Source organism: Bradyrhizobium sp. CCBAU 53415, from assembly GCF_028128735.1.
Lineage (GTDB): Bacteria > Pseudomonadota > Alphaproteobacteria > Rhizobiales > Xanthobacteraceae > Bradyrhizobium.
In genome coordinates this window covers 380,980-403,490 of the sequence record NZ_LBJF01000025.1, presented here as the reverse complement: position 1 = coordinate 403,490, position 22,511 = coordinate 380,980, and the positions used below count along the sequence as shown (strand labels likewise).

General features: G+C 64.9%; 25 protein-coding genes. 9 read left to right on the top strand and 16 right to left on the bottom strand.

Annotated elements, in window-relative coordinates; genetic code table 11:
* Positions 1-158: 158 nt before the first annotated feature.
* From bfr to XH87_RS22910, 3 genes are all read right to left on the bottom strand, one after another.
* The gene (gene bfr / locus XH87_RS22920) at positions 159-647 is read right to left on the bottom strand and encodes a bacterioferritin (RefSeq protein ID WP_024339472.1); all 489 of its coding nucleotides are present in this window, start codon (positions 645-647) and stop codon (positions 159-161) included.
* Between the two features lie 141 nt (positions 648-788).
* The gene (locus XH87_RS22915) at positions 789-1,061 is read right to left on the bottom strand and encodes a (2Fe-2S)-binding protein (protein WP_035712538.1); all 273 of its coding nucleotides are present in this window, start codon (positions 1,059-1,061) and stop codon (positions 789-791) included.
* A gap of 161 nt (positions 1,062-1,222) precedes the next feature.
* Positions 1,223-1,528: a hypothetical protein gene (locus XH87_RS22910; RefSeq protein ID WP_271588990.1), complete on the bottom strand. Its 306-nt coding sequence runs from the start codon at positions 1,526-1,528 to the stop codon at positions 1,223-1,225.
* 135 nt (positions 1,529-1,663) lie between these two features.
* Between XH87_RS22910 and XH87_RS22905 the strand changes: the two genes are divergently transcribed.
* Positions 1,664-1,990: a hypothetical protein gene (locus tag XH87_RS22905; RefSeq protein WP_035712564.1), complete on the top strand. Its 327-nt coding sequence runs from the start codon at positions 1,664-1,666 to the stop codon at positions 1,988-1,990.
* Between the two features lie 210 nt (positions 1,991-2,200).
* Positions 2,201-2,485 carry a hypothetical protein gene (locus tag XH87_RS22900; RefSeq protein WP_035712542.1) on the top strand — a complete coding sequence of 95 codons (285 nt, stop codon included), beginning with the start codon at positions 2,201-2,203 and terminating at the stop codon, positions 2,483-2,485.
* A gap of 80 nt (positions 2,486-2,565) precedes the next feature.
* Here the strand turns inward: XH87_RS22900 and XH87_RS22895 are convergent, their stop codons facing one another.
* Both XH87_RS22895 and ettA read right to left on the bottom strand, forming a co-directional pair.
* Positions 2,566-3,792, bottom strand: coding sequence for a lytic murein transglycosylase (locus XH87_RS22895; protein WP_271588989.1), 1,227 nt, complete (start codon positions 3,790-3,792; stop codon positions 2,566-2,568).
* 7 nt (positions 3,793-3,799) lie between these two features.
* The gene (ettA, locus tag XH87_RS22890) at positions 3,800-5,449 is read right to left on the bottom strand and encodes an energy-dependent translational throttle protein EttA (RefSeq protein WP_271588988.1); all 1,650 of its coding nucleotides are present in this window, start codon (positions 5,447-5,449) and stop codon (positions 3,800-3,802) included.
* A gap of 231 nt (positions 5,450-5,680) precedes the next feature.
* Between ettA and XH87_RS22885 the strand changes: the two genes are divergently transcribed.
* Both XH87_RS22885 and XH87_RS22880 read left to right on the top strand, forming a co-directional pair.
* Complete coding sequence (locus XH87_RS22885) at positions 5,681-5,896, top strand: hypothetical protein (protein ID WP_271588987.1); 216 nt, start codon at positions 5,681-5,683, stop codon at positions 5,894-5,896.
* Between the two features lie 142 nt (positions 5,897-6,038).
* Positions 6,039-7,001 carry a D-2-hydroxyacid dehydrogenase family protein gene (locus XH87_RS22880; RefSeq protein ID WP_271588986.1) on the top strand — a complete coding sequence of 321 codons (963 nt, stop codon included), beginning with the start codon at positions 6,039-6,041 and terminating at the stop codon, positions 6,999-7,001.
* A gap of 73 nt (positions 7,002-7,074) precedes the next feature.
* Here XH87_RS22880 and XH87_RS22875 read toward each other — a convergent pair whose 3' ends face one another.
* The gene (locus XH87_RS22875) at positions 7,075-8,271 is read right to left on the bottom strand and encodes a L,D-transpeptidase (RefSeq protein WP_271588985.1); all 1,197 of its coding nucleotides are present in this window, start codon (positions 8,269-8,271) and stop codon (positions 7,075-7,077) included.
* Positions 8,272-8,638: 367 nt separating this feature from the next.
* Between XH87_RS22875 and XH87_RS22870 the strand changes: the two genes are divergently transcribed.
* Positions 8,639-9,424 carry a hypothetical protein gene (locus tag XH87_RS22870; protein ID WP_271589160.1) on the top strand — a complete coding sequence of 262 codons (786 nt, stop codon included), beginning with the start codon at positions 8,639-8,641 and terminating at the stop codon, positions 9,422-9,424.
* A gap of 156 nt (positions 9,425-9,580) precedes the next feature.
* Here the strand turns inward: XH87_RS22870 and sseA are convergent, their stop codons facing one another.
* The 3 genes from sseA to XH87_RS22855 all read right to left on the bottom strand — a co-directional run bounded on the left by sseA (position 9,581) and on the right by XH87_RS22855 (position 12,255).
* On the bottom strand, positions 9,581-10,438 hold the full coding sequence (gene sseA, locus XH87_RS22865) for a 3-mercaptopyruvate sulfurtransferase (RefSeq protein ID WP_271588984.1): 858 nt from the start codon (positions 10,436-10,438) through the stop codon (positions 9,581-9,583).
* 97 nt (positions 10,439-10,535) lie between these two features.
* Complete coding sequence (locus XH87_RS22860) at positions 10,536-10,949, bottom strand: rhodanese-like domain-containing protein (protein WP_035712595.1); 414 nt, start codon at positions 10,947-10,949, stop codon at positions 10,536-10,538.
* 130 nt (positions 10,950-11,079) lie between these two features.
* Positions 11,080-12,255: a vWA domain-containing protein gene (locus XH87_RS22855; protein WP_271588983.1), complete on the bottom strand. Its 1,176-nt coding sequence runs from the start codon at positions 12,253-12,255 to the stop codon at positions 11,080-11,082.
* Between the two features lie 123 nt (positions 12,256-12,378).
* Here XH87_RS22855 and XH87_RS22850 point away from each other — a divergent pair, with 123 nt between their 5' ends.
* Together XH87_RS22850 and XH87_RS22845 are read left to right on the top strand one after the other, a co-directional pair.
* Entirely contained in the window at positions 12,379-12,624 is a 246-nt protein-coding gene (locus tag XH87_RS22850; protein WP_271588982.1) for a GlsB/YeaQ/YmgE family stress response membrane protein, read from the top strand.
* Between the two features lie 95 nt (positions 12,625-12,719).
* Positions 12,720-13,562 carry an AAA family ATPase gene (locus XH87_RS22845; RefSeq protein ID WP_018641030.1) on the top strand — a complete coding sequence of 281 codons (843 nt, stop codon included), beginning with the start codon at positions 12,720-12,722 and terminating at the stop codon, positions 13,560-13,562.
* A gap of 996 nt (positions 13,563-14,558) precedes the next feature.
* Here XH87_RS22845 and XH87_RS22840 read toward each other — a convergent pair.
* The 5 genes from XH87_RS22840 to XH87_RS22820 form a co-directional block, all read right to left on the bottom strand.
* A complete protein-coding gene (locus XH87_RS22840) occupies positions 14,559-15,101 on the bottom strand; it encodes an REP-associated tyrosine transposase (protein WP_271588981.1) in 543 nt (180 codons plus the stop codon).
* A 68-nt stretch (positions 15,102-15,169) separates the two neighbouring features.
* Positions 15,170-16,816, bottom strand: coding sequence for a GMC family oxidoreductase (locus XH87_RS22835; RefSeq protein ID WP_271588980.1), 1,647 nt, complete (start codon positions 16,814-16,816; stop codon positions 15,170-15,172).
* A 16-nt stretch (positions 16,817-16,832) separates the two neighbouring features.
* Positions 16,833-17,426 carry a GNAT family N-acetyltransferase gene (locus XH87_RS22830; RefSeq protein ID WP_271588979.1) on the bottom strand — a complete coding sequence of 198 codons (594 nt, stop codon included), beginning with the start codon at positions 17,424-17,426 and terminating at the stop codon, positions 16,833-16,835.
* Positions 17,427-17,543: 117 nt separating this feature from the next.
* Positions 17,544-18,470, bottom strand: coding sequence for an SMP-30/gluconolactonase/LRE family protein (locus tag XH87_RS22825; protein WP_271588978.1), 927 nt, complete (start codon positions 18,468-18,470; stop codon positions 17,544-17,546).
* A 138-nt stretch (positions 18,471-18,608) separates the two neighbouring features.
* On the bottom strand, positions 18,609-19,442 hold the full coding sequence (locus XH87_RS22820; protein WP_271588977.1) for an AraC family transcriptional regulator: 834 nt from the start codon (positions 19,440-19,442) through the stop codon (positions 18,609-18,611).
* 172 nt (positions 19,443-19,614) lie between these two features.
* On the opposite strand from XH87_RS22820, the gene XH87_RS22815 reads away from it, so the two are divergent.
* Positions 19,615-20,718 carry a mandelate racemase/muconate lactonizing enzyme family protein gene (locus XH87_RS22815; RefSeq protein ID WP_271588976.1) on the top strand — a complete coding sequence of 368 codons (1,104 nt, stop codon included), beginning with the start codon at positions 19,615-19,617 and terminating at the stop codon, positions 20,716-20,718.
* 9 nt (positions 20,719-20,727) lie between these two features.
* Here the strand turns inward: XH87_RS22815 and XH87_RS22810 are convergent, their stop codons facing one another.
* A complete protein-coding gene (locus tag XH87_RS22810) occupies positions 20,728-21,084 on the bottom strand; it encodes a hypothetical protein (protein ID WP_035716585.1) in 357 nt (118 codons plus the stop codon).
* A 184-nt stretch (positions 21,085-21,268) separates the two neighbouring features.
* Here XH87_RS22810 and XH87_RS22805 point away from each other — a divergent pair, with 184 nt between their 5' ends.
* The gene (locus tag XH87_RS22805; protein ID WP_271588975.1) at positions 21,269-21,493 is read left to right on the top strand and encodes a hypothetical protein; all 225 of its coding nucleotides are present in this window, start codon (positions 21,269-21,271) and stop codon (positions 21,491-21,493) included.
* 269 nt (positions 21,494-21,762) lie between these two features.
* On the opposite strand, the gene XH87_RS22800 is transcribed toward XH87_RS22805, so the two are convergent.
* On the bottom strand, positions 21,763-22,419 hold the full coding sequence (locus XH87_RS22800) for a glutathione S-transferase family protein (RefSeq protein WP_035716581.1): 657 nt from the start codon (positions 22,417-22,419) through the stop codon (positions 21,763-21,765).
* Positions 22,420-22,511: the final 92 nt, after the last annotated feature.

The window sequence follows — 22,511 nt, the reverse complement described above, 5'->3', positions numbered from 1 at the left end:
TCGTCCCGGACAAGCGAAGCGCAGATCCGGGACCCATCCCCACAGAATCGAGTTTGACGAAGACTCGGAGTTGGCAGGCCCGCGCCACACTCCTCCCTGGGGTTATGGGTCCCTGCGTTCGCAGGGACGACATGGGAGCATGCGGCGAAAGCCGAAGCTCAATGCCCTTCGCCCTCGAGCCCGCCGACGTGCTTCTGGGTGTAGAGTTCGAGGCCGATGCGGCCGATCAGGTCGAGCTGGGTTTCGAGGAAGTCGATGTGGTGCTCCTCGTCGCTCATCAGCTTCTCGAACAGGTCACGCGTGACGTAGTCCTTGGCGCCGTGGCAGTAGGTCGCTGCTTCCTGATAGAGCGCCCGCGCGCTCATCTCGGCGGCGAGATCGCATTCGATGATCTCCTTGACGTTCTGGCCGATGCGCAGGGGATCGAGCACCTGCATGTTCGGGAAGCCGTCGAGGAACAGGATGCGCGCGGTGAGCTTGTCAGCATGCTCCATCTCCTCGATCGACTCCTTGCGCCAGACCTTGGCCATGTCCAGCAGGCCCCAATTGTCGAGGAAACGGTAGTGCAGCCAATACTGATTGATCGCAGTCAGTTCGTGACGCAGCGCCTTGTTGAGATAGTCGATGACTTTTGCGTCGCCCTGCATGGTTCACTCCAGCTCTTGCAGTCCAAATCGGCCCTAAACCCAATTTAGAACGCTTCTAAATGAGTTTACGCACGGGAGCAACCGGCTACGGGGACGCAGCCCGGGAAAAGCGAAGCCGACAGTGCAACAGTGCAGAAGTCTTCAGCAGGCAGCGAGGGCAAACTGGACGGGTTCGGCCATCTCGTCATTGGCGGCGACGGCGTGGCCATGGGGACAGCCGGCGCAGCAGGACTGGGCGCAGGGGCCAAGCGCTTCGTCGATGATGGTCTTGATCGTCCGGGCACAGCGGCCGCATTCGGCACTACAGCCGAGACATCCATAGACCTGCTTGGCATGGCGCACGGCATCGTCGGACTCGGCGACGGCGGCGCGGATGTCGTCATCGCTCAGCACGTTACAGGAACAAACGATCATGGAAGCGGCAGGCCCTTCGGTGATGCGCCATCATCGATATTTAACGAGCCGGCCGGATGCAAAGGGAAAAACCGGTATTTGAAGCTATTCCAAACTGGCCCGGGAGACAGGCTAGAACGGCTCTAAAACGACGCGTTGCGCTGGATCAAGATTGCGGGGCTCTAGTCGCCACCACCGCCTCCACCACCATCGCCGCCACCTCCGCAATCGCCACCGCCGCTTCCGCAATCGCTGCTGGAACAGCTGCCGCCGTCAGTCGAGTTCCCCGAACTGCCACTGGAAAACCAGCTTCCCAGCAAGAAGCCGTCGCTCGTCCCGGAATAGCTTTCGCCGCCGCTGCTCCCTCCGTCGTTGCCGGCCACTGCGCGGGAGCACCGTCCGCGATTCCGGAGGTGTGTGATCCAGCCGTAGCCGATCGCGAAGATGATCCCGGCGCCAATCAATGCATTGACCATCGCGTTGCCCATCGTCGCCTCCTGGCGGAGCTGCGGCCCATATCGATTGGTCATCCCGGGCGAAGGTGCCGTTCATTGATCATTCAAGCGAAGTATGGAACTCTCCCGCCAAACAATTCCCGCGTGATTGTGCGAAAGGTCAAGCCGATGAAGAAGTCGCTCCTGGCGGTTGCTGCCGTCGCCACCCTGGCTCTGACGGCCGGAACACCCGCCCATGCCCAGCGCGGCGTCGCCGCTGGCGTGGCCGCCGGGATCATCGGCGGCGCGATTGTCGGTGGCGCGCTCGCTTCTCCGTATTACTACGGACCTGGACCTGGCTATGGCTACTATGAGCCCGGCTACTACCCGCCGCGCTACTACGCACCGGGCCCCGGCTATGTTGCCGACGACTATTACGGCGGCTGCGTCTGGCAGAAGCAGCGCTTCTGGGACGGCTATGCCTGGCGCGTCCGCCGCGTTCGAGTCTGTGGCTGAGGCGCTCGAAGCCGGTTCAACACGATGGGCCGTTCATATCGAAGCCTGAAAAAGACCGCTTTTTCTCGTCACAGCTCCGTGTGCGTTTACCGTGGATTGACCAATTGCGCGCTTCCTAGCTGCACGGCCAATTCCAGCAGAGTGTGCGTGAACCTTTGAAACCTGGGCACCTCTAACAAGGGGAGCCCATCTCCCAGGAGAGCCCTGAGCATGAAGAAGACTTTAGTTGCCGCCCTTACGGTTGCGACGGTCGCCGGTTCGCTGATGACCGCGACTCCGTCCGCGAAGGCGCATGACGGCATCGGCGCCGGCATCGCGGCCGGCCTGATCGGCGGCGCGATCGTCGGCGGCGCGATCGCCTCGAGCCGCCCGGCCTATGGCGGCCCCGTCTACGTGGCCGAGCCCGGCCCGCCGCCCCCGCCCTGCTACTGGCAGCGCCAGCGTTATTGGGACGGCTATGGCTGGGTCGTTCGCCCGGTTCGCGTCTGCTACTGATCTGATCGCACGGCGCTCGCAAGCGCCGCGATCGAAGCCCGGCCGAGACCATCGGCCGGGCTTTTTCTTTTGGTCCTGCGCTATCGCCCCGCCTGGATCGAGCGCAGCACCTCTTCGCTCGGCCAGCAATCGACCTTGAGGCCCGCCGACTTCTGATAGGCGCCGAGCGCGGCACGGGTCTGCATGCCGGCCTTGCCGTCGATCTTGTCCTTGTAGAGCCCGGCGCGCGTGAGCCCGCGCTGCATCGTCTCGACATCCTGGGTGCGCAATTGCTTGGAGGCCGACCAGGGCGTTGCGAACGGCAGCGGGTTCGTCATGCGGTCGCTGAGATGGCCGACGAACAGCACGTAGAGGTCGGAGAAATTGTATTCCTTGATGACGAAGTAATTCTTCGTGGTCAGGAACGACGGGCCGTAGATGCCCTCCGGCTGGAGCAGCGAGGCCGGCTGCGCCTGCTCGGCCGCGCTGAGTTTCTGGCCACGCACCGGCACAAAGCCTTCGCGCAGCCATTGACCGATCGGCTTCGTCACCTCCGGTATGCCCGTGGTGCAATCGACCTTCGCCGGCGCCTGCACCTCATAGGCCCAGCGCACGCCGCTCTGCCAGCCCTTGTTGACGAGCTGCTGCGCGGCCGAGGCCAGCGCATCCGGCACGGAGTGCCAGATATCGATGCGGCCATCGCCGTCGAAGTCGACGCCATGCTTGTAATATTCCGACGGCAGGAACTGCGTCAGCCCGGTGGCGCCGGCCCAGGACGAGCGCATGTCCTTCCGCGTCACCGCGCCTTCGCCGAGAATCCTGAGCGAGAGAATGAACTCGTTGCGATACTGGTCCTTGCGGCGTCCCACATAGGCCTGTGTCGCCAGCACGCGGACGAGATCGTAGGGCAGCGTGTAGCGGCCGTAATCGGTCTCGCGGCCCCAGATCGCGAGCATCACGGTCGCAGGCACGCCGGATCTCCTTTCGATCTCGCTCAGCGCCGGACGATATTTTTGCAGCAGCCGCTGCCCCTCGCCGGCAAGCCGCGCGATCGAAGCTTCCTTGACGTAGTCAGCCGGCACCTGCACGAACTCGGCCTGCGACGGCGCGCCGGTCGCCGGCCGTCCCGGCAGGATCAGGTCGGGCAGCTTGTATTCAGGCTGGAGCCCGCGCGTCTCTCGCTCGAAAGTCGCGCGCGACACGCCTGCGGCCTGCGCCTCCGGCCAGAGCGAGGCGATGAACTGCGTGAAAGCGGCGTCCGCGGCGCGGGCGGGCGCCCAGCCGCAGGTGACCACGACCAGCGCAGCGATGAGCGCCCGCCGTATCATGCCGCCGTCACCGCGTCAGCTTCTTGTACTTCACCCGGTGCGGAATGATGCTGTCCTGGCCGAGGCGGCGCATCTTGTCCTTCTCGTAGTCCTGGAAGTTGCCCTCGAACCATTCGACGTGGCTGTCGCCTTCGAAGGCGAGGATGTGGGTCGCGATGCGGTCGAGGAACCAGCGATCGTGGCTGATGATGACGGCGCAGCCGGCGAAGTCCTCCAGCGCCTCTTCGAGCGCGCGCAGCGTATCGACGTCGAGATCGTTGGTCGGTTCGTCGAGCAGCAGCACGTTGGCGCCGGACTTCAGCATCTTGGCGAGATGAACGCGGTTGCGCTCACCGCCGGAAAGCGCGCCGACCTTCTTCTGCTGATCCGCGCCCTTGAAGTTGAACGCCGAGCAATAGCCGCGCGAGTTCACTTCCTTCTTGCCGAGCAGGATCAGCTCGTTGCCGCCGGAGATTTCCTCCCACACGGTCTTCTTGCCGTCGAGCGCATCGCGCGACTGGTCGACATAGCCGAGATGCACGGTCTCGCCGACCGTGATCGTGCCCGCGTCCGGCTTCTCCTGGCCGGTGATCATCCTGAACAGCGTGGTCTTGCCGGCGCCGTTGGGACCGATCACGCCGACGATGCCGCCGGGCGGCAGCTTGAAGGTGAGGTTGTCGATCAGGAGACGGTCGCCGAAGCCTTTGCTGAGACCGTCGAAATCCACGACGTTGGCGCCAAGGCGCTCCGCGACCGGAATGATGATCTGCGCGGTCTGGGTCTGCTTCTCGCTCGCCTTCTTGAGCAGTTCCTCATAGCGCTGGTAGCGCGCCTTGGACTTGGCCTGGCGTGCCTTGGGCGAGGACGCGACCCATTCCTGCTCGCGCGCCAGCGTCTTCTGGTGCGCGGCGTCCTCGCGTCCTTCCTGCTCCAGGCGCTTCTGCTTCTGCACCAGCCAGGACGAATAATTGCCCTCGTAGGGGATGCCGCGGCCGCGATCGAGCTCGAGAATCCAGCCGGTGACGTTGTCGAGGAAGTAGCGGTCGTGGGTGACGATCAGGATCGCGCCGGGATAGTTGCGCAGGTGCCCTTCCAGCCACGACACGGATTCGGCGTCGAGATGGTTGGTCGGCTCGTCCAGCAGCAGGAGTTCGGGCTGGTCGAGCAGCAGCTTGCATAGCGCGACGCGGCGGCGCTCGCCGCCAGAGAGCTTAGTGACATCGGCATCGTCGGGCGGGCAGCGCAAGGCGTCCATGGCCTGGTCGACCTTGCTGTCGAGATCCCACAAGCCCTGGGCCTCGATCTCGTCCTGCAGCTTGGTCATTTCGTCGGCGGTCTCGTCCGAATAGTTGACCGCGAGTTCGTTGTAGCGGTCGAGGATCGCCTTCTGCTTGGCGACGCCCTGCATGACGTTCTCGCGCACCGAGAGCGCAGGATCGAGCTGCGGCTCCTGCTCGAGATAGCCGACACGGGCACCCTCGGCGACCCAGGCCTCGCCGGTGTATTCCTTGTCCAGGCCGGCCATGATCTTGAGCAGCGTCGACTTGCCCGAGCCGTTGACGCCGAGCACGCCGATCTTGGCGTCGGGATAGAAGCTCAAGTGGATGTTATCGAGCACCTTCCGGGTCGGGTAGCTCTTGGTCAGGCCCTGCATGAAATAGATGAACTGGCGCGCCATCGGTCCCGTGACACCTTCGATTTGAGGAAATTTGCTTGCCGCCGATGTAACGACCCCCTCCCAAAAGGGCAATGTTTTCCGTCCGTTCACCACGAATGAATACGGGATGGACACCATCCGGGCGCCAATCCGGACAATTGAAACCATCTTTTAATAAATCAGGCCAAAGCTCGGTTTCGCGCGGAAACAGCGCCACCCGCCAGAATGAACGGGAGCACAGCGAGGCCGACCATGGCTCTGATCGAGACCAACACTCTTCCTGTTCCGGCAGAAGCCGGCCGCGTCTCCGGGGTCGTCTCGGAGGTCAAGGGGGTCTGGAAGCGCTTCTTCGCCACCGTCTTCAATCCCTACCGGCCCGAACTGCACTACATGCGCGGCCCCGGCCCGGCCTGGCGCGCCAAGCATGGCATGGATGCGCCGTTCCGCCTGAAGCCCCGCGATCTCTGAGCGCCTCCGCTCTATCGGACTTTTGAAGACGCCAGCTGCTTGCGCGCAGGCGTGATTGCGCGCAACCATGGCCAGGCTTCGACGATGGCGCACGCTTGCGCCGTCACCTCTCGCCATCAACTCTGGCCCTGGATGAACGCTGATGAGCCGGCTGCGCTGTGCAATTCTCGACGACTATTTCAACCTCGCGCTCGAAATCGCCGACTGGCAGAAACTGTCCGACCGGGTCGACGTCACCGTGTTCAGCCATCCCTTCGCCTCGGAGCAGGCCGCGGCGAGCGCACTGGCGGACTTCGACATCGTCTGCGCGATGCGCGAGCGCACCGCTTTCCCCAGGAGCCTGTTCGAAAAGCTGCCGAAGCTGAAGCTGCTTTTGACGTCGGGCATGCGCAATGCGGCGATCGACATGGAGGCCGCCAAGGCGCGCGGCGTCGCCATCGGCGGGACGCAATATTCCCGCGATCCCACCGCGCCGCTGACCATGGGCCTGATCCTTGAACTGACCCGCGGCATCGGCCGCGAGAATGCGCGCATGCATGCGGGCGAGCCCTGGCAGACCTTTGCCGGCGTCGAGATCGAAGGCATGACGCTCGGCATCGTCGGGCTCGGCAAGCTCGGCAGCAAGATGGCGGGCATTGCGAAGGCGTTCGGCATGAACGTGATCGCCTGGAGCCCGAACCTCACGCCGGAGAAGTGCAAGGAGGCCGGCGCCAGCTACGCCACCAAGGAGGAGCTGTTCGCCAAGGCCGATATCGTCACCATCCACGTGGTGCTGAGCGATCGCTCGCGCGGACTGGTTGGCCGCGCCGATCTCGCGCGGATGAAGCCGACCGCCTTTCTCGTCAACACCGCGCGCGGGCCGATCGTGGACGAGCAGGCGCTGCTCGAGGCGTTGCAGCAGCGGAAGATCGCGGGGGCCGGGCTTGACGTGTTCTCGGTCGAGCCGCTGCCGGTCGACCACCCCTTCCGCAAGCTCGACAACCTCGTGCTGACGCCACATCTCGGCTACGCCACCACGGACGGATTGCGCATCCACTACGGCCAGATGGTCGAGGCGATCGACGCCTTCACCAGGGACGGCGAGTTGCCGCGGAAGCTGGCCTGAAACGACACTGGCTTGAAACGACAATGGGCGTGCCAAAGCACGCCCATTGCAATTCACACTCTTCTCGCAGCGCCTAGCGCACGGTCACCGGCGCGGGCAGCGGCGGCACGACCGTCGGCTGCGTGCCGGGAACGGGGCCAGCCTGAGCGGAGATCGGGGCCGGCCCCGCCGCGCTCTGCGCCGGAGCCGCAGAGGCCGTCGCCGTTCCCGGCGGCGGGCCGCCGGGCAGCACCACCACGCGGGTCCCCACCTTGACGCGATCGAACAGGTCGGAGACGTCCTCGTTCAGCATGCCGATGCAACCGGAGGAGACGAACTTGCCGATCGTCGAGGGCTGGTTGGTGCCGTGGATGCGGTAGACGGTCGAGCCGAGATACATCGCGCGGGCGCCGAGCGGATTGCCGGGGCCGCCGGCCATGAAGCGCGGCAGATAGGGCTGACGCTCGATCATCTCGGTCGGCGGATGCCAATCCGGCCACTCGGCCTTGCGGGTGATCTTCTGCACGCCGGTCCAGGTGAAGCCATCGCGGCCGACGCGGACGCCGTAGCGGATCGCGCGGCCATTGCCGAGCACGTAATAGAGGTAGGTGTTGGGCGTATCGACCACGAGGGTGCCGGGCGGCTCCTTGGTCTGGAACGCGACTTCCTGGCGGCGCAGGTTCGGCGGCAGCTGCGCCGGCGCAGCGTCGGGCTGCTCCTCGGGCGGCAGCGAGGCGATCGTCATCGGCCGACCATCGGCGCCGACGGGCGGCTGGGCCGCCTCGACCGTCCCGGTCGCGGCGGGACCACCGACGGCCTCGGGCGGACGCAGGCCGTCATTGGCGGGAGTCTGCTGCCCCGGACGATTGGCATAGATCACCGGCGGCGGCCCGGCGGGTCGGCCGTAGCGGGGATCGTCGGGCGACATCACGGGACCTTGCGGCGCAGCGGCCGAATAGGCCGGAGCGCCAGCCGGACGGCCATAACGCGGATCATCCGGGGACATCACCGGCCCCTGCAGCGGAGCTGCCGAATAGACCGGAGGCGCGCCGGCCGGGCGGCCATAGCGCGGATCGTCGGCCGGGCCGGGCGGCGGCAGCGAAGCCTGCGGCATCGCGTCGTCGTCGTCGTCCACCGCGTCGAAATTCGGCGTGCGGTCACCGGGCCGATATTCGGCCGGGGCGCCATAGCCCGGCGCCTGCTGAACCGGATAGCTCTGAGCCTGAGCGAGCGAGGTTCCCGCCGCAGCGACTGTTGCGGCAGCGCATATCGTCAGAAAATGTTTGATCATCATCGCTCTTGTATAGTCCCCAAGCCCGATCGGACCGTTAACGGCCAGATGACCGAAGATAGCGGCACATTCAAGACATATCAGGCTTATTTGCGCCGGACTTGCCGATTTGTGATCCGCAAGACGACCGTTGCCCCGCTGCATCAGGGGGCTGAAATCGTATTGCACCATCAATCGCCGCAGTATCCGGCGGCGATTTTAACGGAACGATGCGGGAGCGTTGCGATATGGTCGAATCAGCCTGATTCGCCGCCATTTTGAGCTCCGGTCCCGCGTGGCGAATGCGGCAAGCAGTACCGTCACCGCGTTCAGATGGCTCTTGGGCCCCGGCCACCTCGCCGCCGGGGCGGAAATTCGCAATCGCTCGATGCTTCCCGGCTTTCGCTTCCTGCTTGCCGCGATCTTGCTGTCAACCTCCATCCTGGTGTTCGGGCTAGGCGCCGCCGCGCTGCTGCGGGCGACGCACCAGCAATATGTCAGCAACCCCGCCTGGCGGAACGGCCCGCAGGAACAGGTGTTTGCGCAGGCTCCCGAGCCGGCCCAGCCGGTGCTCGCGGTGTTGCACACCGAGCCGGAGGTAACCATCGAGCCGGAGCCGTCGCTGCGCGACCAGGTGCCGACCATCGGGCTGCCCATGAGCGAGCCCGAACAGATCGCCGCGCTGACGATCGAGGCCGACGCGCAGCCTCTGATCGCAGAGCCGCCGGCTGACGTCTCGGCCGTCGAATCAGCCAAGCCCGAAGCCACCGTGGAGGAGGCCGCAGCGCCAGCTCCCACCGACACGCTCACCCCGGCCGACACCACGGCCGCGATCCCCGAGGCCAAGCCTGCTACGGCCGCCAGCGAGCCGGCGCCTGTCGATCCCAGTGCCGCCCTCGCCTCCTCGGCACTTGATGTCGCCTCCGCGAAGCTGGCCACGCTGAACGAGCCGGCGACGACCGCCGTGACGAGTGCGCCGCCGAAGGCCACGGCCGAGAATAACAAGACGGCCAGCAGCGCATCGGACAACAAGGCGACGAAGCGCAAGGCAAAGGCGAAGAAGCGGCCCCGCGTGGTGCGGCGGCCGCCGCCTCAGCAGTTGCGGCAACAGCTGGATCCGTTTGGACAGCCGCAGCCGGCTTTCGCGACAACGACGACGGCGCGCACGCGCTGACGCGCCCTCCTTCAACCAAGCGATCAATTCGTAGAGATCGTCATGCCCGGGCTTGTCCCGGGCATCCGCGTTCTTTGCGCAGCGTCTCAAGACGTGGATGGCCGGGTCAAGCCCGGCCATGACGCTGTGGAAGCGGCAACCCCACTAACGTTTACCTTACGCCGGCCCGGTCGCGATCGCCGGGCCGCTCTCCTGGCCCCATTCCGACCACGAGCCGTCATAGAGCGCGGTGTCGGTGATCCCGAGCCGATAGAGCGCGAGCGTCAGCACGCCGGCCGATACGCCCGAGCCGCAGCTCGTCACGATCGGTGCGTCGAGCTTGACGCCGGCGCCCGTGAAGGCGGCGCGCAGCTCCTCGAGCGGCTTCATGGTGCCGGTCGCGGCGTCGAACAGCAGATTGTAGGGCACGTTGCGGGCGCCGGGGATGTGGCCGGAGCGGATGCCCGGCCGCGGCTCCGGCGCGCGGCCCTCGAAACGGTCGGCGGCGCGCGCGTCGATCACCTGCTCCTTGCGGCTTTCGACATTGGCGATCAGCTGCTGCATGCTGCGCACGCGCTTGGCGTCATAGCTGGCCTTGAATGTCGCTGGCTTCGGCTTGACCTCGCCGCTCTCGATGGGGCGCCCCTCGGCACGCCACTTCTTCAGGCCGCCATTGAGGATGCGCACATTGGCGTGGCCGTAGGACAGGAACATCCACCACGCGCGGGGCGCAGCGACCCAGCCGCCGGCATCATAAATGACGACCGTGTCGGCATTGGAGATGCCGAGATTGCCGACGTCGCGGCCGAACTGCTCGGCGCTCGGAAACATGTGCGGCAGCGGATTGGAATGATCCGACACCACATCGACGTCGAAGAACACCGCGCCCGGCAGATGCGCGGCGAGATAGTCGTCCTTCGGCAGCGGCAGCACGCCCGGCAACTTAAAGCTGGCGTCGAGGATCTTGACGTTGGCGTCGCCCATGTGGGCGGCGAGCCATTCGGTGGAGACGAGGGGGTCGGTGGCGGTGGACATGTTTTCTGTACTCTCCGATCGTCATGGCCGGGCTTGACCCGGCCATCCATCCTTCTTGAAATGATGGACACGCGGGTCAAGCCCGCGTGTGACAAGTTTAGCCCTTCTTCTTCGGCTCCCATTTCTCCGTCGGGCCGCCGGCGTCGCGCCAGGCGGCGTAGCCGCCGGCGATGTGGGCGACAGGCTTCAGGCCCATGTCCTGCGCGGTCTTGGCGGCGAGCGCGGAGCGCAGGCCGCCGGCGCAGTGGAAGACGAACTTCTTGTCCTCCTGGAAGATCGGTTTTGCGTACGGGCTCTGCGGATCGATCCAGAATTCCAGCATGCCGCGGGTGCAGGCGAAGGCGCCGGGAATGCGGCCGTCGCGCTCGATCTCGCGGGGGTCGCGGATGTCGACGATGACGACATCGCCGTTCTTGGAGATCTCGATGGCCTCCTTGGCGGAGAGCGTCTCGATTTCGGCATTGGCCTCGTCGATCAGCGCCTTGATGCCGCGGGTGATGGTCTGGGGCATGGGTCTTCCCTTCTCTTTCGTCATTCCGGGGCGATGCGCAGCATCGAGCCCGGAATCCATTCATCTACACGTACTGCGGCCCGATGGATTCCGGGCTCGCGCTGCGCGCGCCCCGGAATGACGACGGGAGCTAGTGCGTCAATTCCTTCATCGCGCCTTCCAGGCCCTCGATCGTGATCGGGTACATGCGGCCCGCAAAGATGCGTTTGATGATGGTGGTCGATTCCGAATAGTCCCAGTGCTTCTGCTGCACCGGATTCAGCCATACCGTGTGCGGATAGGTCTGGATGATGCGGTCGAGCCAGACCGAGCCGGGCTCCTCGTTGACATGCTCGACCGAGCCGCCGGGCACCATGATCTCGTAAGGCGACATCGAGGCGTCGCCGACGAACACGACCTTGTAGTCGTGCGGATATTTGTGCAGCACGTCCCGGGTCGGCGTGCGGTCGGTGAAGCGGCGCTTGTTCTGCTTCCAAACGCCCTCATAGAGGCAGTTGTGGAAGTAGAAATACTCCATGTGCTTGAACTCGCTCTTCGCCGCCGAGAACAGCTCCTCGACCTGCTCGATATGCGCGTCCATCGAGCCGCCGATGTCGAAGAACACCAAAAGCTTCACCGCGTTGCGCCGCTCCGGGCGCATGTGGACGTCGAGATAGCCGTGATTGGCGGTCTCGCGGATGGTGGTGTCGAGATCGAGCTCGTCCGGCGCGCCGGTGCGCGCGAATTTGCGCAGGCGACGCAACGCCACCTTGATGTTGCGGATGCCGAGCTCGACATTGCCGTCGAGATCCTTGAACTCGCGCTTGTCCCACACCTTCACGGCGCGGTTGTTGCGGTTCTTCTCCTGGCCGATGCGGACGCCCTCGGGATTGTAGCCGTAGGCGCCGAACGGCGAGGTGCCGGCGGTGCCGATCCATTTCGAGCCGCCCTGGTGCCGGCCCTTCTGCTCCTCGAGGCGCTTCTTCAGGGTCTCCATGAGCTTGTCCCAGCCCATGGCCTCGATCTGCTTTTTTTCTTCTTCGGTGAGGTACTTCTCGGCGAGCTTCTTCAGCCACTCCTCGGGGATCTCCGCCTTCTCCATGGCGTCGAGCAGGCTCTCCAGCCCCTTGAACACCGTGCCGAAGACCCGGTCGAACTTGTCGAGGTTGCGCTCGTCCTTCACCAGCGAGGCGCGCGACAGATAGTAGAAATTCTCGACCGTGTAGTCCGCGAGGTCGGCGTCGAGCGCCTCCATCAGCGTGAGGTATTCGCGCAGCGTCACGGGGACCTGCGCGTCGCGCAGAGAGGTGAAGAATTGCAGGAACATGGGTGACAGATTGCCCGTCGGGTGGCCGGCGTCAAGGGGCGGCGGCGCCTGCTCTTCTCTGGACCGGCAGGCATTTTGCTTTAGAATTGGCGGCCTCACGGGGTTGGCTTGGGGACGTTTGCAATGGGAATTCTCGCAGCGCTCATCATCGGCGCGATCGCAGGCTGGCTCGCGGGCAAGATTGTCCACGGGGCGGGATTTGGGCTGGTCGGCAACATCGTCGTCGGCATCATCGGCGCACTGGTTGCGAGCTGGATCCTGCCCCAGCTGCACATCGGGCTCGCCACCGGCACGTTGGGTGCCATCGTGGACGCCACCATCGGCGCGGTGATTGTGCTGGTCATCCTTTCGCTGATAAAACGGGTCTGAAAGCCTGACCGAACCAGGAACGGCCGCCGCGAGCGGCCGTTCGCTTGTCGTGACCAAGGCAACAGCCTCGCGACGACGACCAACAAGGACGTGCGATGAAGTTTACCGGCACCAAGGACTATGTTGCGACCGACGATCTCAAGGTCGCCGTCAATGCCTCGATCGTGCTGGAGCGCCCGCTCCTGGTGAAGGGCGAGCCGGGCACCGGCAAGACGGTGCTGGCGGAGGAAGTGGCGAAGGCGCTGAACGCGCCGCTGCTGACCTGGCACATCAAGTCCACCACCAAGGCGCAGCAGGGCCTCTACGAATACGACGCGGTGTCGCGCCTGCGCGACAGCCAGCTCGGCGATGCCCGCGTGTCCGACATCAAGAACTACATCAAGCGCGGCAAGCTGTGGGAAGCCTTCACCGCCGAGCAGCGCCCGGTGCTCCTGATCGACGAGATCGACAAGGCCGACATCGAATTCCCGAACGACCTCCTGCTCGAGCTCGACCGCATGGAATTCCATGTCTACGAGACCGGCGAGACGATCAAGGCCAAGCAGCGGCCAATCATGATGATCACCTCCAACAACGAGAAGGAGCTCCCGGACGCTTTTCTCCGTCGCTGCTTCTTCCACTACATCAAGTTCCCCGACGCCGACACGATGGGCCGCATCGTCGACGTCCACTTCCCCGGCATCAAGAAGCGCCTGGTGGAAGAGGCGCTGCGCATCTTCTTCGAGGTGCGCGAGGTGCCCGGCCTGAAGAAGAAGCCCTCCACCTCGGAGCTTCTGGACTGGCTCAAGCTGCTGCTCAACGAGGACATGAGCGTCGAGCAGTTGCGCGAACGCGACCCGCGCAAGCTGATCCCGCCGCTGCACGGCGCGCTGCTCAAGAACGAGCAGGACGTGCATTTGTTCGAGCGGCTGGCGTTCCTGAGCCGAAGGGAAGTGTAGGCCTCTCGTGTCCCGGACGCGCTGCAGCGTGCAACGCTGCTGCGCAGAGCCAGGACTCAGAACGCCGCACGGATTGCTGTGAGACATGGGCCCCGGCTCTGCAGCGCACCGCAAGGGCGCTGCGCTGCGTCCGGGGTACGAGCGCGCGCTCTCTGCTCCACGTCATTGCGAGGAGCGTAGCGACGAAGCAATCCAGAATCCCTCCGCGGACAGACTCTGGATTGCTTCGCTGCGCTCGCAATGACGGAGTATGAGGCATCTTCCGCGCCCTTTCCATTCGGTCTTTGAATCGCAGACACACCTTCGCAGCCTCGCGGCGCATTTCGCCCGAGCTTTGCTCCATCGCTCATTCCCTCTCCAATCAGAGGGCGCAGGGAAGGCCGGGCGCCGACCGGCACCCGCGGTCTGCCGCGCGAATGCACACGCGAAAAAGACCGCACAGCAGCATACAGGTGTGGCCGAACGCTCGGCCTTCCCTGCGCGATGGTCGGACGGCTTATGCCGTGCTCTCCCGGGAGCCGAACTTTCCCTCTGGCCTCCCTCACCGTTCGAATTGACGATGCCGTCCGCCCGGTTGGGCTCGCGCGCATCTTCGAACGGCTTGACCGTAGCAACGACGGCCAGGACCACACGGTTTTGCCGTACGCACTCAGCGCCGTCCGTCTGCACGCGGCCGCGGACTCACAGGGACTACCCGCCCTGCCCGCACCTTTCGCACACGACACTGCCGCGTCCACCGCAACCCGGCCCGCGTTTCGAACGACTCGCGAACCGCCCCTCTTCGTCGGGCCGGGCTGTGTCGATGTATGCCGCAATTCCGAATTTCGGTAAAGTGGAATATTTTTGCGCGGAGGGGTTGACGGGGTTCGGGGTGTTTTGCCCGACGGGCATTCCGGTGGTCTCGTAGGATGGGTAGAGCGCAGCGAAACCCATCACCGTGCAGCACTCGCCGAAGCACGATGGGTTTCGCTGCGCTCTACCCACACTACGGCGCCTTCAACTGCGCTCTCCGAACTTTGCACCGTCGCCGCATTGCGACAGATCGCCAGCCCAATCGGGCGGGTAGATGCGGAGCGCCACGTGGCGATGGAACGACGATGGTGCCCAATCGCAGACTCGATCGACCAGTCCGTGCTTGACGGGATTGATGTGCACGTAATCGATATGCCGCGCGTAATCTTCCTCGTCACGAATGGTGTGCTCCCAGTAACGACGCTGCCAGATGCCGCGCTCTGCTCTTTCGGCTCGGCTGGCTGAGACTGGTTCGTCAGGCGCTAGGTTGCGGGAGAAGGCTGACTTGATCTGCCGCCAGCGCATTGCAAAATCGGCATCTCCATCCGGCATCGTCCAGACAGTGTGAAGGTGCTCAGGCAACACCACGATCGCATCGACCATGAAGGGGTGACGCTGGCGGATTTCGCGAAAGGCCGCACGCAACAGATCGATGTTCGCCGTCAAGAGCGATTGTCGGCGGTCTGCGAGATTGACCGTGAAAAAGAAGCTTCCGCCGCGGACGAAGTTGCGCCGATAGGAGGTCATGCCTCATTGTAGCACAACTTAGTCGCGCGATGATGGGTTTCGCTCCGCTCTACCCATCCTACGAAAAATCACGCCACCGCCGCATCCGGAATGCGCGCGGCTTCCATCGGCTGCTTGCCGCGGATCAAATCCGAGGCGCGGTCGGCGATCATCATGGTGGACGCGTTGAGGTTCGCCGAGATCATGCGCGGCATCACGGAAGCGTCGATGACGCGGAGGCCTTCGAGGCCGTGGACGCGGAGCTGGTCGTCGACGACGGCCCAATTCGAATCCGCCGGGCCCATGCGGCAGGTGCAGCCCGGGTGGAAGGTGGTGGTGCCGCGCTCGGTGGCCGCGTGCAAAAATTCGTCGTCGGTGTTGACGTTGGGGCCGGGGAAATCCTCGTACGCGTAGTAGGGCGACAGCGGCGCGGACTTCAAAAGGCGCCGCGCGAGCTTCATGCCGCCGACGATGACGCGGCGGTCGAGCTCGGCGTCGAGATAATTGGTCTGGATGATCGGCGGCGCGAACGGATCGCTGGAGCGGATGCGGACATGGCCGCGGCTCTCGGGACGCTGCTGCCAGGAGGCCACGGTCATGCCGGGCTCGTCCTCGAGCTGGCCCTGCACGCCTTCCTTGTAGGACGCCGGCGTGAAGGTGAGCTGGAGATCGGAGGAGTCGGCGCTCTCGCCGGAATGCCAGAAGCAATAGACCATGGTCGGCGACAGCGAGAGCAGACCCTTGCGCTGGGTCGCCCATTTCAGCGCCTCGATCCACAGCGAGAAACCGCGGCGGAGCTCGTTGATGGTCTTGATGTCTTTTACGCGCGCCACCGTGCGTGGGGCGTAATGGTCCTGCAGGCCTTCGCCGACCGGGAGCGCATGGCGCACGGCGATGCCGTGCTGCTGCAACAGCTCGGGCGAGCCGATGCCGGAGAGCTGCAGGAGCTGCGGCGAATTATAGGTGCCGCCGGACAGGATCACTTCCTTGTTGGCGCGCACCTCGACCGGCGTGCCGCCACGGCCGCCTTTGGTGTAGCGCACGCCGACGGCGCGCTTGCCCTCGAAGATGATTTCGGTCGCGTGCGCATGCGTATGCACATGCACGTTCGGCCGCTTCATCGCGGGCTTGAGGAACGCGGTCGCGCCGGAGACGCGCAGGCCGTTGTTGATGGTGCGCTGGCAGTAGGAGACGCCTTCCTGCTTGGCACCGTTGTAATCGGGGTTGCGTGGAATGCCGAGCGAGACCGCGCCTTCCATGAAGGCTTCGCAGAGCGGATCGCGCCAGTCCATGGTGGTGACGGTGAGATTGCCGTCGCGGCCGCGAAACGTGTTGTCGCCCTCGCCGACCCGCTTCTCCAGCCGCTTGAAATAGGGCAGCACGTCGGCATAGCCCCAGCCGCGATTGCCCATCTGCGACCAGGTGTCGAAATCCATGCGCTGGCCGCGATTGTAGATGTGGCCGTTGATCGAGGACGAGCCGCCGAGCGTCTTGCCGCGCGGCGCGTAGATGCTGCGCCCGCCGGTCCACGGCCCGGGCTCCTGTTGGTAGGCCCAGTTGATGCTCTTCATGTGGAAGGTCTTGATGAAGCCCGCCGGCAGATGGATGTAGGGATGCCAGTCGGACGGGCCGGCCTCGAGCACGCAGACGCTGGTGTTCGGATCTTCGCTGAGCCTGGAGGTGAGGATGCAACCGGCAGAGCCCGCGCCGATGATCACGTAGTCAAATCTGTCCATGGTACCTCGGCCGCCCCTAGCGCGGCTTGTCGTTGAGTTGAAATTCCAGATGCGCCTGCACCGTCGGCCATTCGGCGGCGGTGATGCTGTAAACAACCGTGTCGCGTAGCGTGCCGTTCGGCGCGATCTGGTGGCTGCGCAGGATGCCGTCCTGCTTGGCGCCGAGGCGCTCGATGGCGCGGCGGCTCTGATGATTGAAGAAATGCGTGCGGAACTCGACCGCGATGCAGTTCAGCGTCTCGAAGGCATGGCGCAGCAGCAACAGCTTGCACTGCGTGTTGAGCGGCCCGCGCTGCGCGCTCTTGCCGTACCAGGTCGAGCCGATCTCGACGCGGCGGTTGGCGGCGTCGATGTTCATGTAGGTGGTCATGCCGACGATCCTGCCGGCGGCATCGAACACGGTGAACGGCAGCATCGAGCCCGCGGCCTGAAGGCCGAGGCGGCGGTCGATCTCCCGGCCCATGTTCTCCGGCAGCGGGATCGCGGTGTACCAGAGCTTCGACAGCTCGCCGTCCTTGACGGCCTCGACCAGCCCCTCGCGATGCTGATGCGACAGCGGCTCCAGACGGGCGTGCTGTCCGCGCAGGGTGACGGGATCGGGCCAGGGCATTTGAGATACTCTCCGTTGTCATTGCGGGGAGCGAAGCGACGAAGCAATCCAGACTGTCACCGCGGACGCATTCCTGGATTGCTTCGCTTCGCTCGCAATGACGGTAACTAGCACCGTTTATTTGTTTAGGAAATTGAGCGGCAAACCGCCGCGCGGCCAGTCCATGGCGATCAGCTCGCCCTTGCCCGACAGCGTGATATAGGCAGTCTTCAGCTCGGGGCCGCCGAAGGCGATGTTGGTGGTGACGCGGTCGCCGGTCGGGACCTGCTCGACCAGGGTCCCGTCGGGCGCGATCACCGAGATGCAGCCGGAGACGAGGGTGGCGACGCAGACGTTGCCGCCAGCTTCCACCGCGAGCGAATCGAACATCTGGTAGCCGCCGAGGCCGCAGATCGGCTTGCCCCGCTCGCCGCGATAGATCACGTCGCGCGGCTTGAGCGTGCCGGGCGCCGAGAGCTCGTAGGCCCAGAGCCGGCCGGTCGGCGTCTCCGCGATGTAGACGGTATTCTCATCCGGCGACAGGCCGATGCCGTTCGCCGGCAGGATACCGTGCACGATCTCGACGAGCTCTGTCATGCCGGGCTTGAGATAATACATGCCGCCGACGTCCATCTCGCGGGCGCGGCGCTTGCCGAGGTCGGAGAACCACAGGCCGCCCTGCTTGTCGAACACGAGGTCGTTCGGCCCGCGCAGATCGTGCGCGCCGCATTTGGTGACGACGGTCTCGACCTTGCCCGTTTGCAGATCGACGCGCTGGATCGAGCCGCCGAGATAATCGTCCGGCTGCGGGCCGGGCATGATCATGTTGCGGGTCGGGATCCAGGAGAAGCCGCCATTGTTGCAGATGTACATCTTGCCGTCGGGGCCGAGCGCCGCGCCGTTCGGGCCGCCCGGCACCTTGGCGACGATCTCCTTGCGGCCGTCAGGGTAGACGCGGGTCAGGCGCTGGCCGCGGATCTCCACCAGCACCACCGAGCCGTCCGGCATCACGACCGGCCCTTCGGGAAATTCGAGGTCGGTGGCGAGAACGCGGATGTTGGACATGTGGGACCCTCCCGGCTGCTTGTTATGACTTGCACGGGATGTCCGGCACGGGCCCCGCTCGCAAGATTTGCCAGCGGTTATGACAAAGTCACCAAGGCTTGCCAAGCAAGCGAGCGGGTATGCCAGCCTTGCGCGGTCCTACTCCTTCACCGGCAGCCAGATCTCGAAACCGCCATTGCCGGTTGCAGGATCGAAACTCTCATCGTAGCGCTCGAAGTTCGGCGCGTCCGCGGCCTTGAGGCCTGAGGCCGGCAGCCATTGATTCCAGATCGTGTTGACGGTGCGTCGGATCGAGGCGACGTGCTCGGTATGCGTGAACACCGCATAGCGCTGCTCGGAAATGCGGATACGAGCGAAGCGGCGCGGCAGGTCGGAGAAATCTGCGACCTCGACGCCGGCGATGTAATCGAAATTGCCGGCATCATCGCCGTTGCAGCAGACGCCGTAGGCGACGTTCCCGACGCGCGCGGGGATGTCGGCGACCTCCTGATGGAAGCGTTGCCAAAGACCGGGGATCATGGCGCCATTGTCACAGGAGACGCGCTCGGCGGGACCGGCGACGAGCAAGGCCTTGGCGGTCTCGAAACGCGGCGGGGCGAGTGTATCGAGCATGGTCGAATCCATGAGGATCGGCTCCTGTAGCCTGAGCTGGTTGACGCACGTTGCCGCCCTCACCGCTTCGGGCGTGGTGCCGAAATGGTCGCGGAACGCGCGGGTGAAAGCCTCGTGCGAGCCGTAATCCGCCTCCAGCGCCAGCGACAGGATGTCGGGTGCGCCCTTTGCCAGACTGCGCGCCGCCTCCGTCAGCCGCCGCGCGCGCACGTAGCGCATCACCGGAAGACCGACTGCTGCGGCAAACGCACGCACAATGTGGAACCGCGACACGCCCGAGATCGCCGCTATCTCTTCGAGCGTGATCGGCTCGGCCAGATGGCTCTCGATATACCAGAGCGCGCGCTGGGCTGGATTCATGGCGGTTCAGGCCCTCGTTCGAAGCGCGGCGATGATGCGCCGGTCTTTGCTGCTCTGCTTGATCGGCATTGCTGTCCTTCGCATGAGGATAGTCCGGCAATGGCCACTGGCAACGCCCTCGTGTTCACGGCTACACTTGTTGAAACCGCTCACGAGAAAGAGGAACCGGGTCATGGAAATCACCGATGTGTGGGCGCACCATATCCGCATCCCCTATGACGCCGGTGTCGCAAGCTTCCGCCAGGGTGCTTCCGCGATTTCCGCGCTCGACATGGTCCTCGTCGAGGTCACGACCGATGCCGGGCTGACCGGCTGGGGCGATGCCTTCGCCTATGTCTGTCCGCGCACCACGCGCAGCGCCGTCGAGGAGATGATCGCGCCGCAGGCCCGCGGGCTGAAGGTGCCCGATGCCGCCGGCATTCCCGCGGTGATGGAGCAGATCCAGCGCAATCTGCATCTGTTCGGCCGCTACGGCATCACGATGTTCGCCATCTCCGGGCTCGACATCGCATTGTGGGACCTGGCTGCGAAGGTCGAGGGCGTGCCGGTGCATCGCCTGCTGGGCGAGATCAGGCGCACGGCCATCCCAGCCTACGCGAGCCTGTTGCGGATCGGCTCGCCCGACGACATCGCCGCCGAATGCAGGAAGGCGCTCGCGCTCGGCTATGGCGCGATCAAGCTGCACGAGACCACGGCCCCGGCGGTGTTCGCCGCGCGCGAGGCGATCGGGCCAACCATTCCGCTGATGGTCGACATGAACTGCCCGCTGACCGGCGCACAGGCGATCGCGTTCGCGAAGGCCTGCGCCGACGCGCAGCCGATGTTTCTGGAGGAGCCGGTCTGGCCACCGGAAGACTTCGCCACGCTTGCCGAGGTGCGCCGCAAAGGCGGGCTCGGCGTTGCCGCCGGCGAGAATGCCTGCACCGAATATCAATTCCGCCAGATGATGGAGGCGGGCGCGGTCAGCCACGCCCAGCCCTCGGTCATCAAGGTCGGCGGCATCACCGAGTTCCTGAAGGTCGCGGGCCTGGCCGATCGCCTCGGCGTCAAGATCGTCCCGCATTCCCCCTATTTCGGTCCCGGCCTGCTCGCGACGCTGCATTTGCTCGCGACGCGCGACGACGGTCTGGTCGAGATGTTCTATCTCAAGCGCGAAGCGTGCCTCTGGGGCGGCCGAGCGGACAGCGATGCGACCGGCCATGTCGCGGTGCCCTCGGGCCCCGGGCTCGGCCATGAGCCCGATCGTGCCGTGATGGAGCGCTATCGCGTCGCGTGATCGGCGCGCTTATTTCGCGGCGTCCTTCGGCGGCGGCGCGTCCTGCTTCTTCTTCAGATCCTCGGCCGTCTTCACCTGCGCGGCCTGAAGATCGCCGAGCGTCTTCTGCAAGCCGGCGATGCTCGTCTTCAGCGCATCGATCTGGCGATTGGCGGCATCCAGCTTCTGCTGATGATCGAGGGTGAGCCTGGTGATCGTCTTCTGGAGGAAATCGACATTGCTCTGGAGGCAGGAGGTACGCCGCTCCATGGTCTTCTCGACGGTGCAGATCTCGATGCCGGGCACGTCCTGCGCGCGGAGCGGCAGCGGCGCCAGCGCTGCGAGCAGCAACATCGCGAAACAAATGCCGGCGTTTCGAAGCAGCATGCAGGTTCCTCGTCCAATCGATCACGGCAATGTGCGCTGTTTGCGCGCCGCACCGTAACGCTACCACACTGGCACCGCATTCTCGCGTTGAGCTTGCTTCCGTTCCCATGGACGGGGAGCAATGAACCGCACGCGGCAGAAGTGGGCACTCTGTCCGCGGCTTTGTTTAGGGGAGATTTCTGGAATGGCAACGCGCGATAGACGTTTGGCGGAATTCGATGGCGCCGGAGAACCACCGCCGGGCCTGCCACTCGAAGTGCTATGCGAGGATCACAGCGGAACATATCAGCTGCCGTTCGCCTGCCGCTATGTCGAGGGACGCTGGCAGAACCATGAGGCCGGCATTGCCGTCGAAGCAACCGTCATCGGCTGGCGCCTGCCGCGAGTGAAGCAGCACGGCGCCGCCTGAAGGGGTCTCTGTTTCAAAATGCGACGGGGCCGCGCTCCGCTTTAACCTTCGGAACGCGGCCTGAACGAATCACGTCCGAATCAGCCGAAAGACCATGTACGCACCTGTTCACGGCTAGATGTCGGTGCGGCTCCATAGGCGCGCACAACATCTGTGCAGCGCGCCGGATGGTCCGGGCCTGTCACCGGCGCCAAAGGTTAATGCCGGCAAAGGCATGGCCGTGCGGCGGGGCCCCGCCGCCCAAACAGGCAGGGCAGCGCAACAGCTGCCTAATATTCGACCTCGAGCTCCTCGATCTCGGCCGGCTCCTCCCTCGCCGCCGCGATCCATTCCTGCATCTCCGGCATGGCCATGATGGTATCGGCATAGGCCTTCAGGCGCGGCTCGAGCTTGACGTCGTAGGTCACGAACCGCGTCACCACCGGGGCGTACATCGCATCCGCCATGGTGCGCCGCGCGCCGAACAGGAAGGGGCCACCTGATTTCTCGAGGCAATCGCGCCAGATGAACCAGACGCGGTCGATGTCGGCCTGCGCCCGCGACCAGATCTTGAAGCCGGGAAAGTGTCCCTTCAGGTTGACCGGCAGCGAGGCGCGCAGCGTGGTGAAGCCGGAATGGATCTCGCCTGAGATCGAGCGGCAATGGGCGCGCTGGACGCGGTCGGCCGGCAACAGGCCGGCGTCCGGCATCACCTCGTTGAGATATTCGGCAATCGCCAGCGTATCCCAGACCACGGCGCCCTCGTGCCGCAGGCACGGCACCAGGATCGACGACGACAGCAGCAGGATTTCGGCGCGTGCCGACGGATCGTCCGGCGCGGTGACGATCTCCTCGAAATCGAGCCCCGAGAACTTCGTCAGCAGCCAGCCACGCAGCGACCAGGACGAGTAGTTCTTGCTGCTGATCGTCAGTGTCGCCTTCGCCATATGGCCCGTTCCCTGGTCCGACATCAGCCCGGCCTGCCCGTGGCCCGTTCACGGCATGAGCAGCAGCAAACGACGTGCCAATTTTGCGGCGG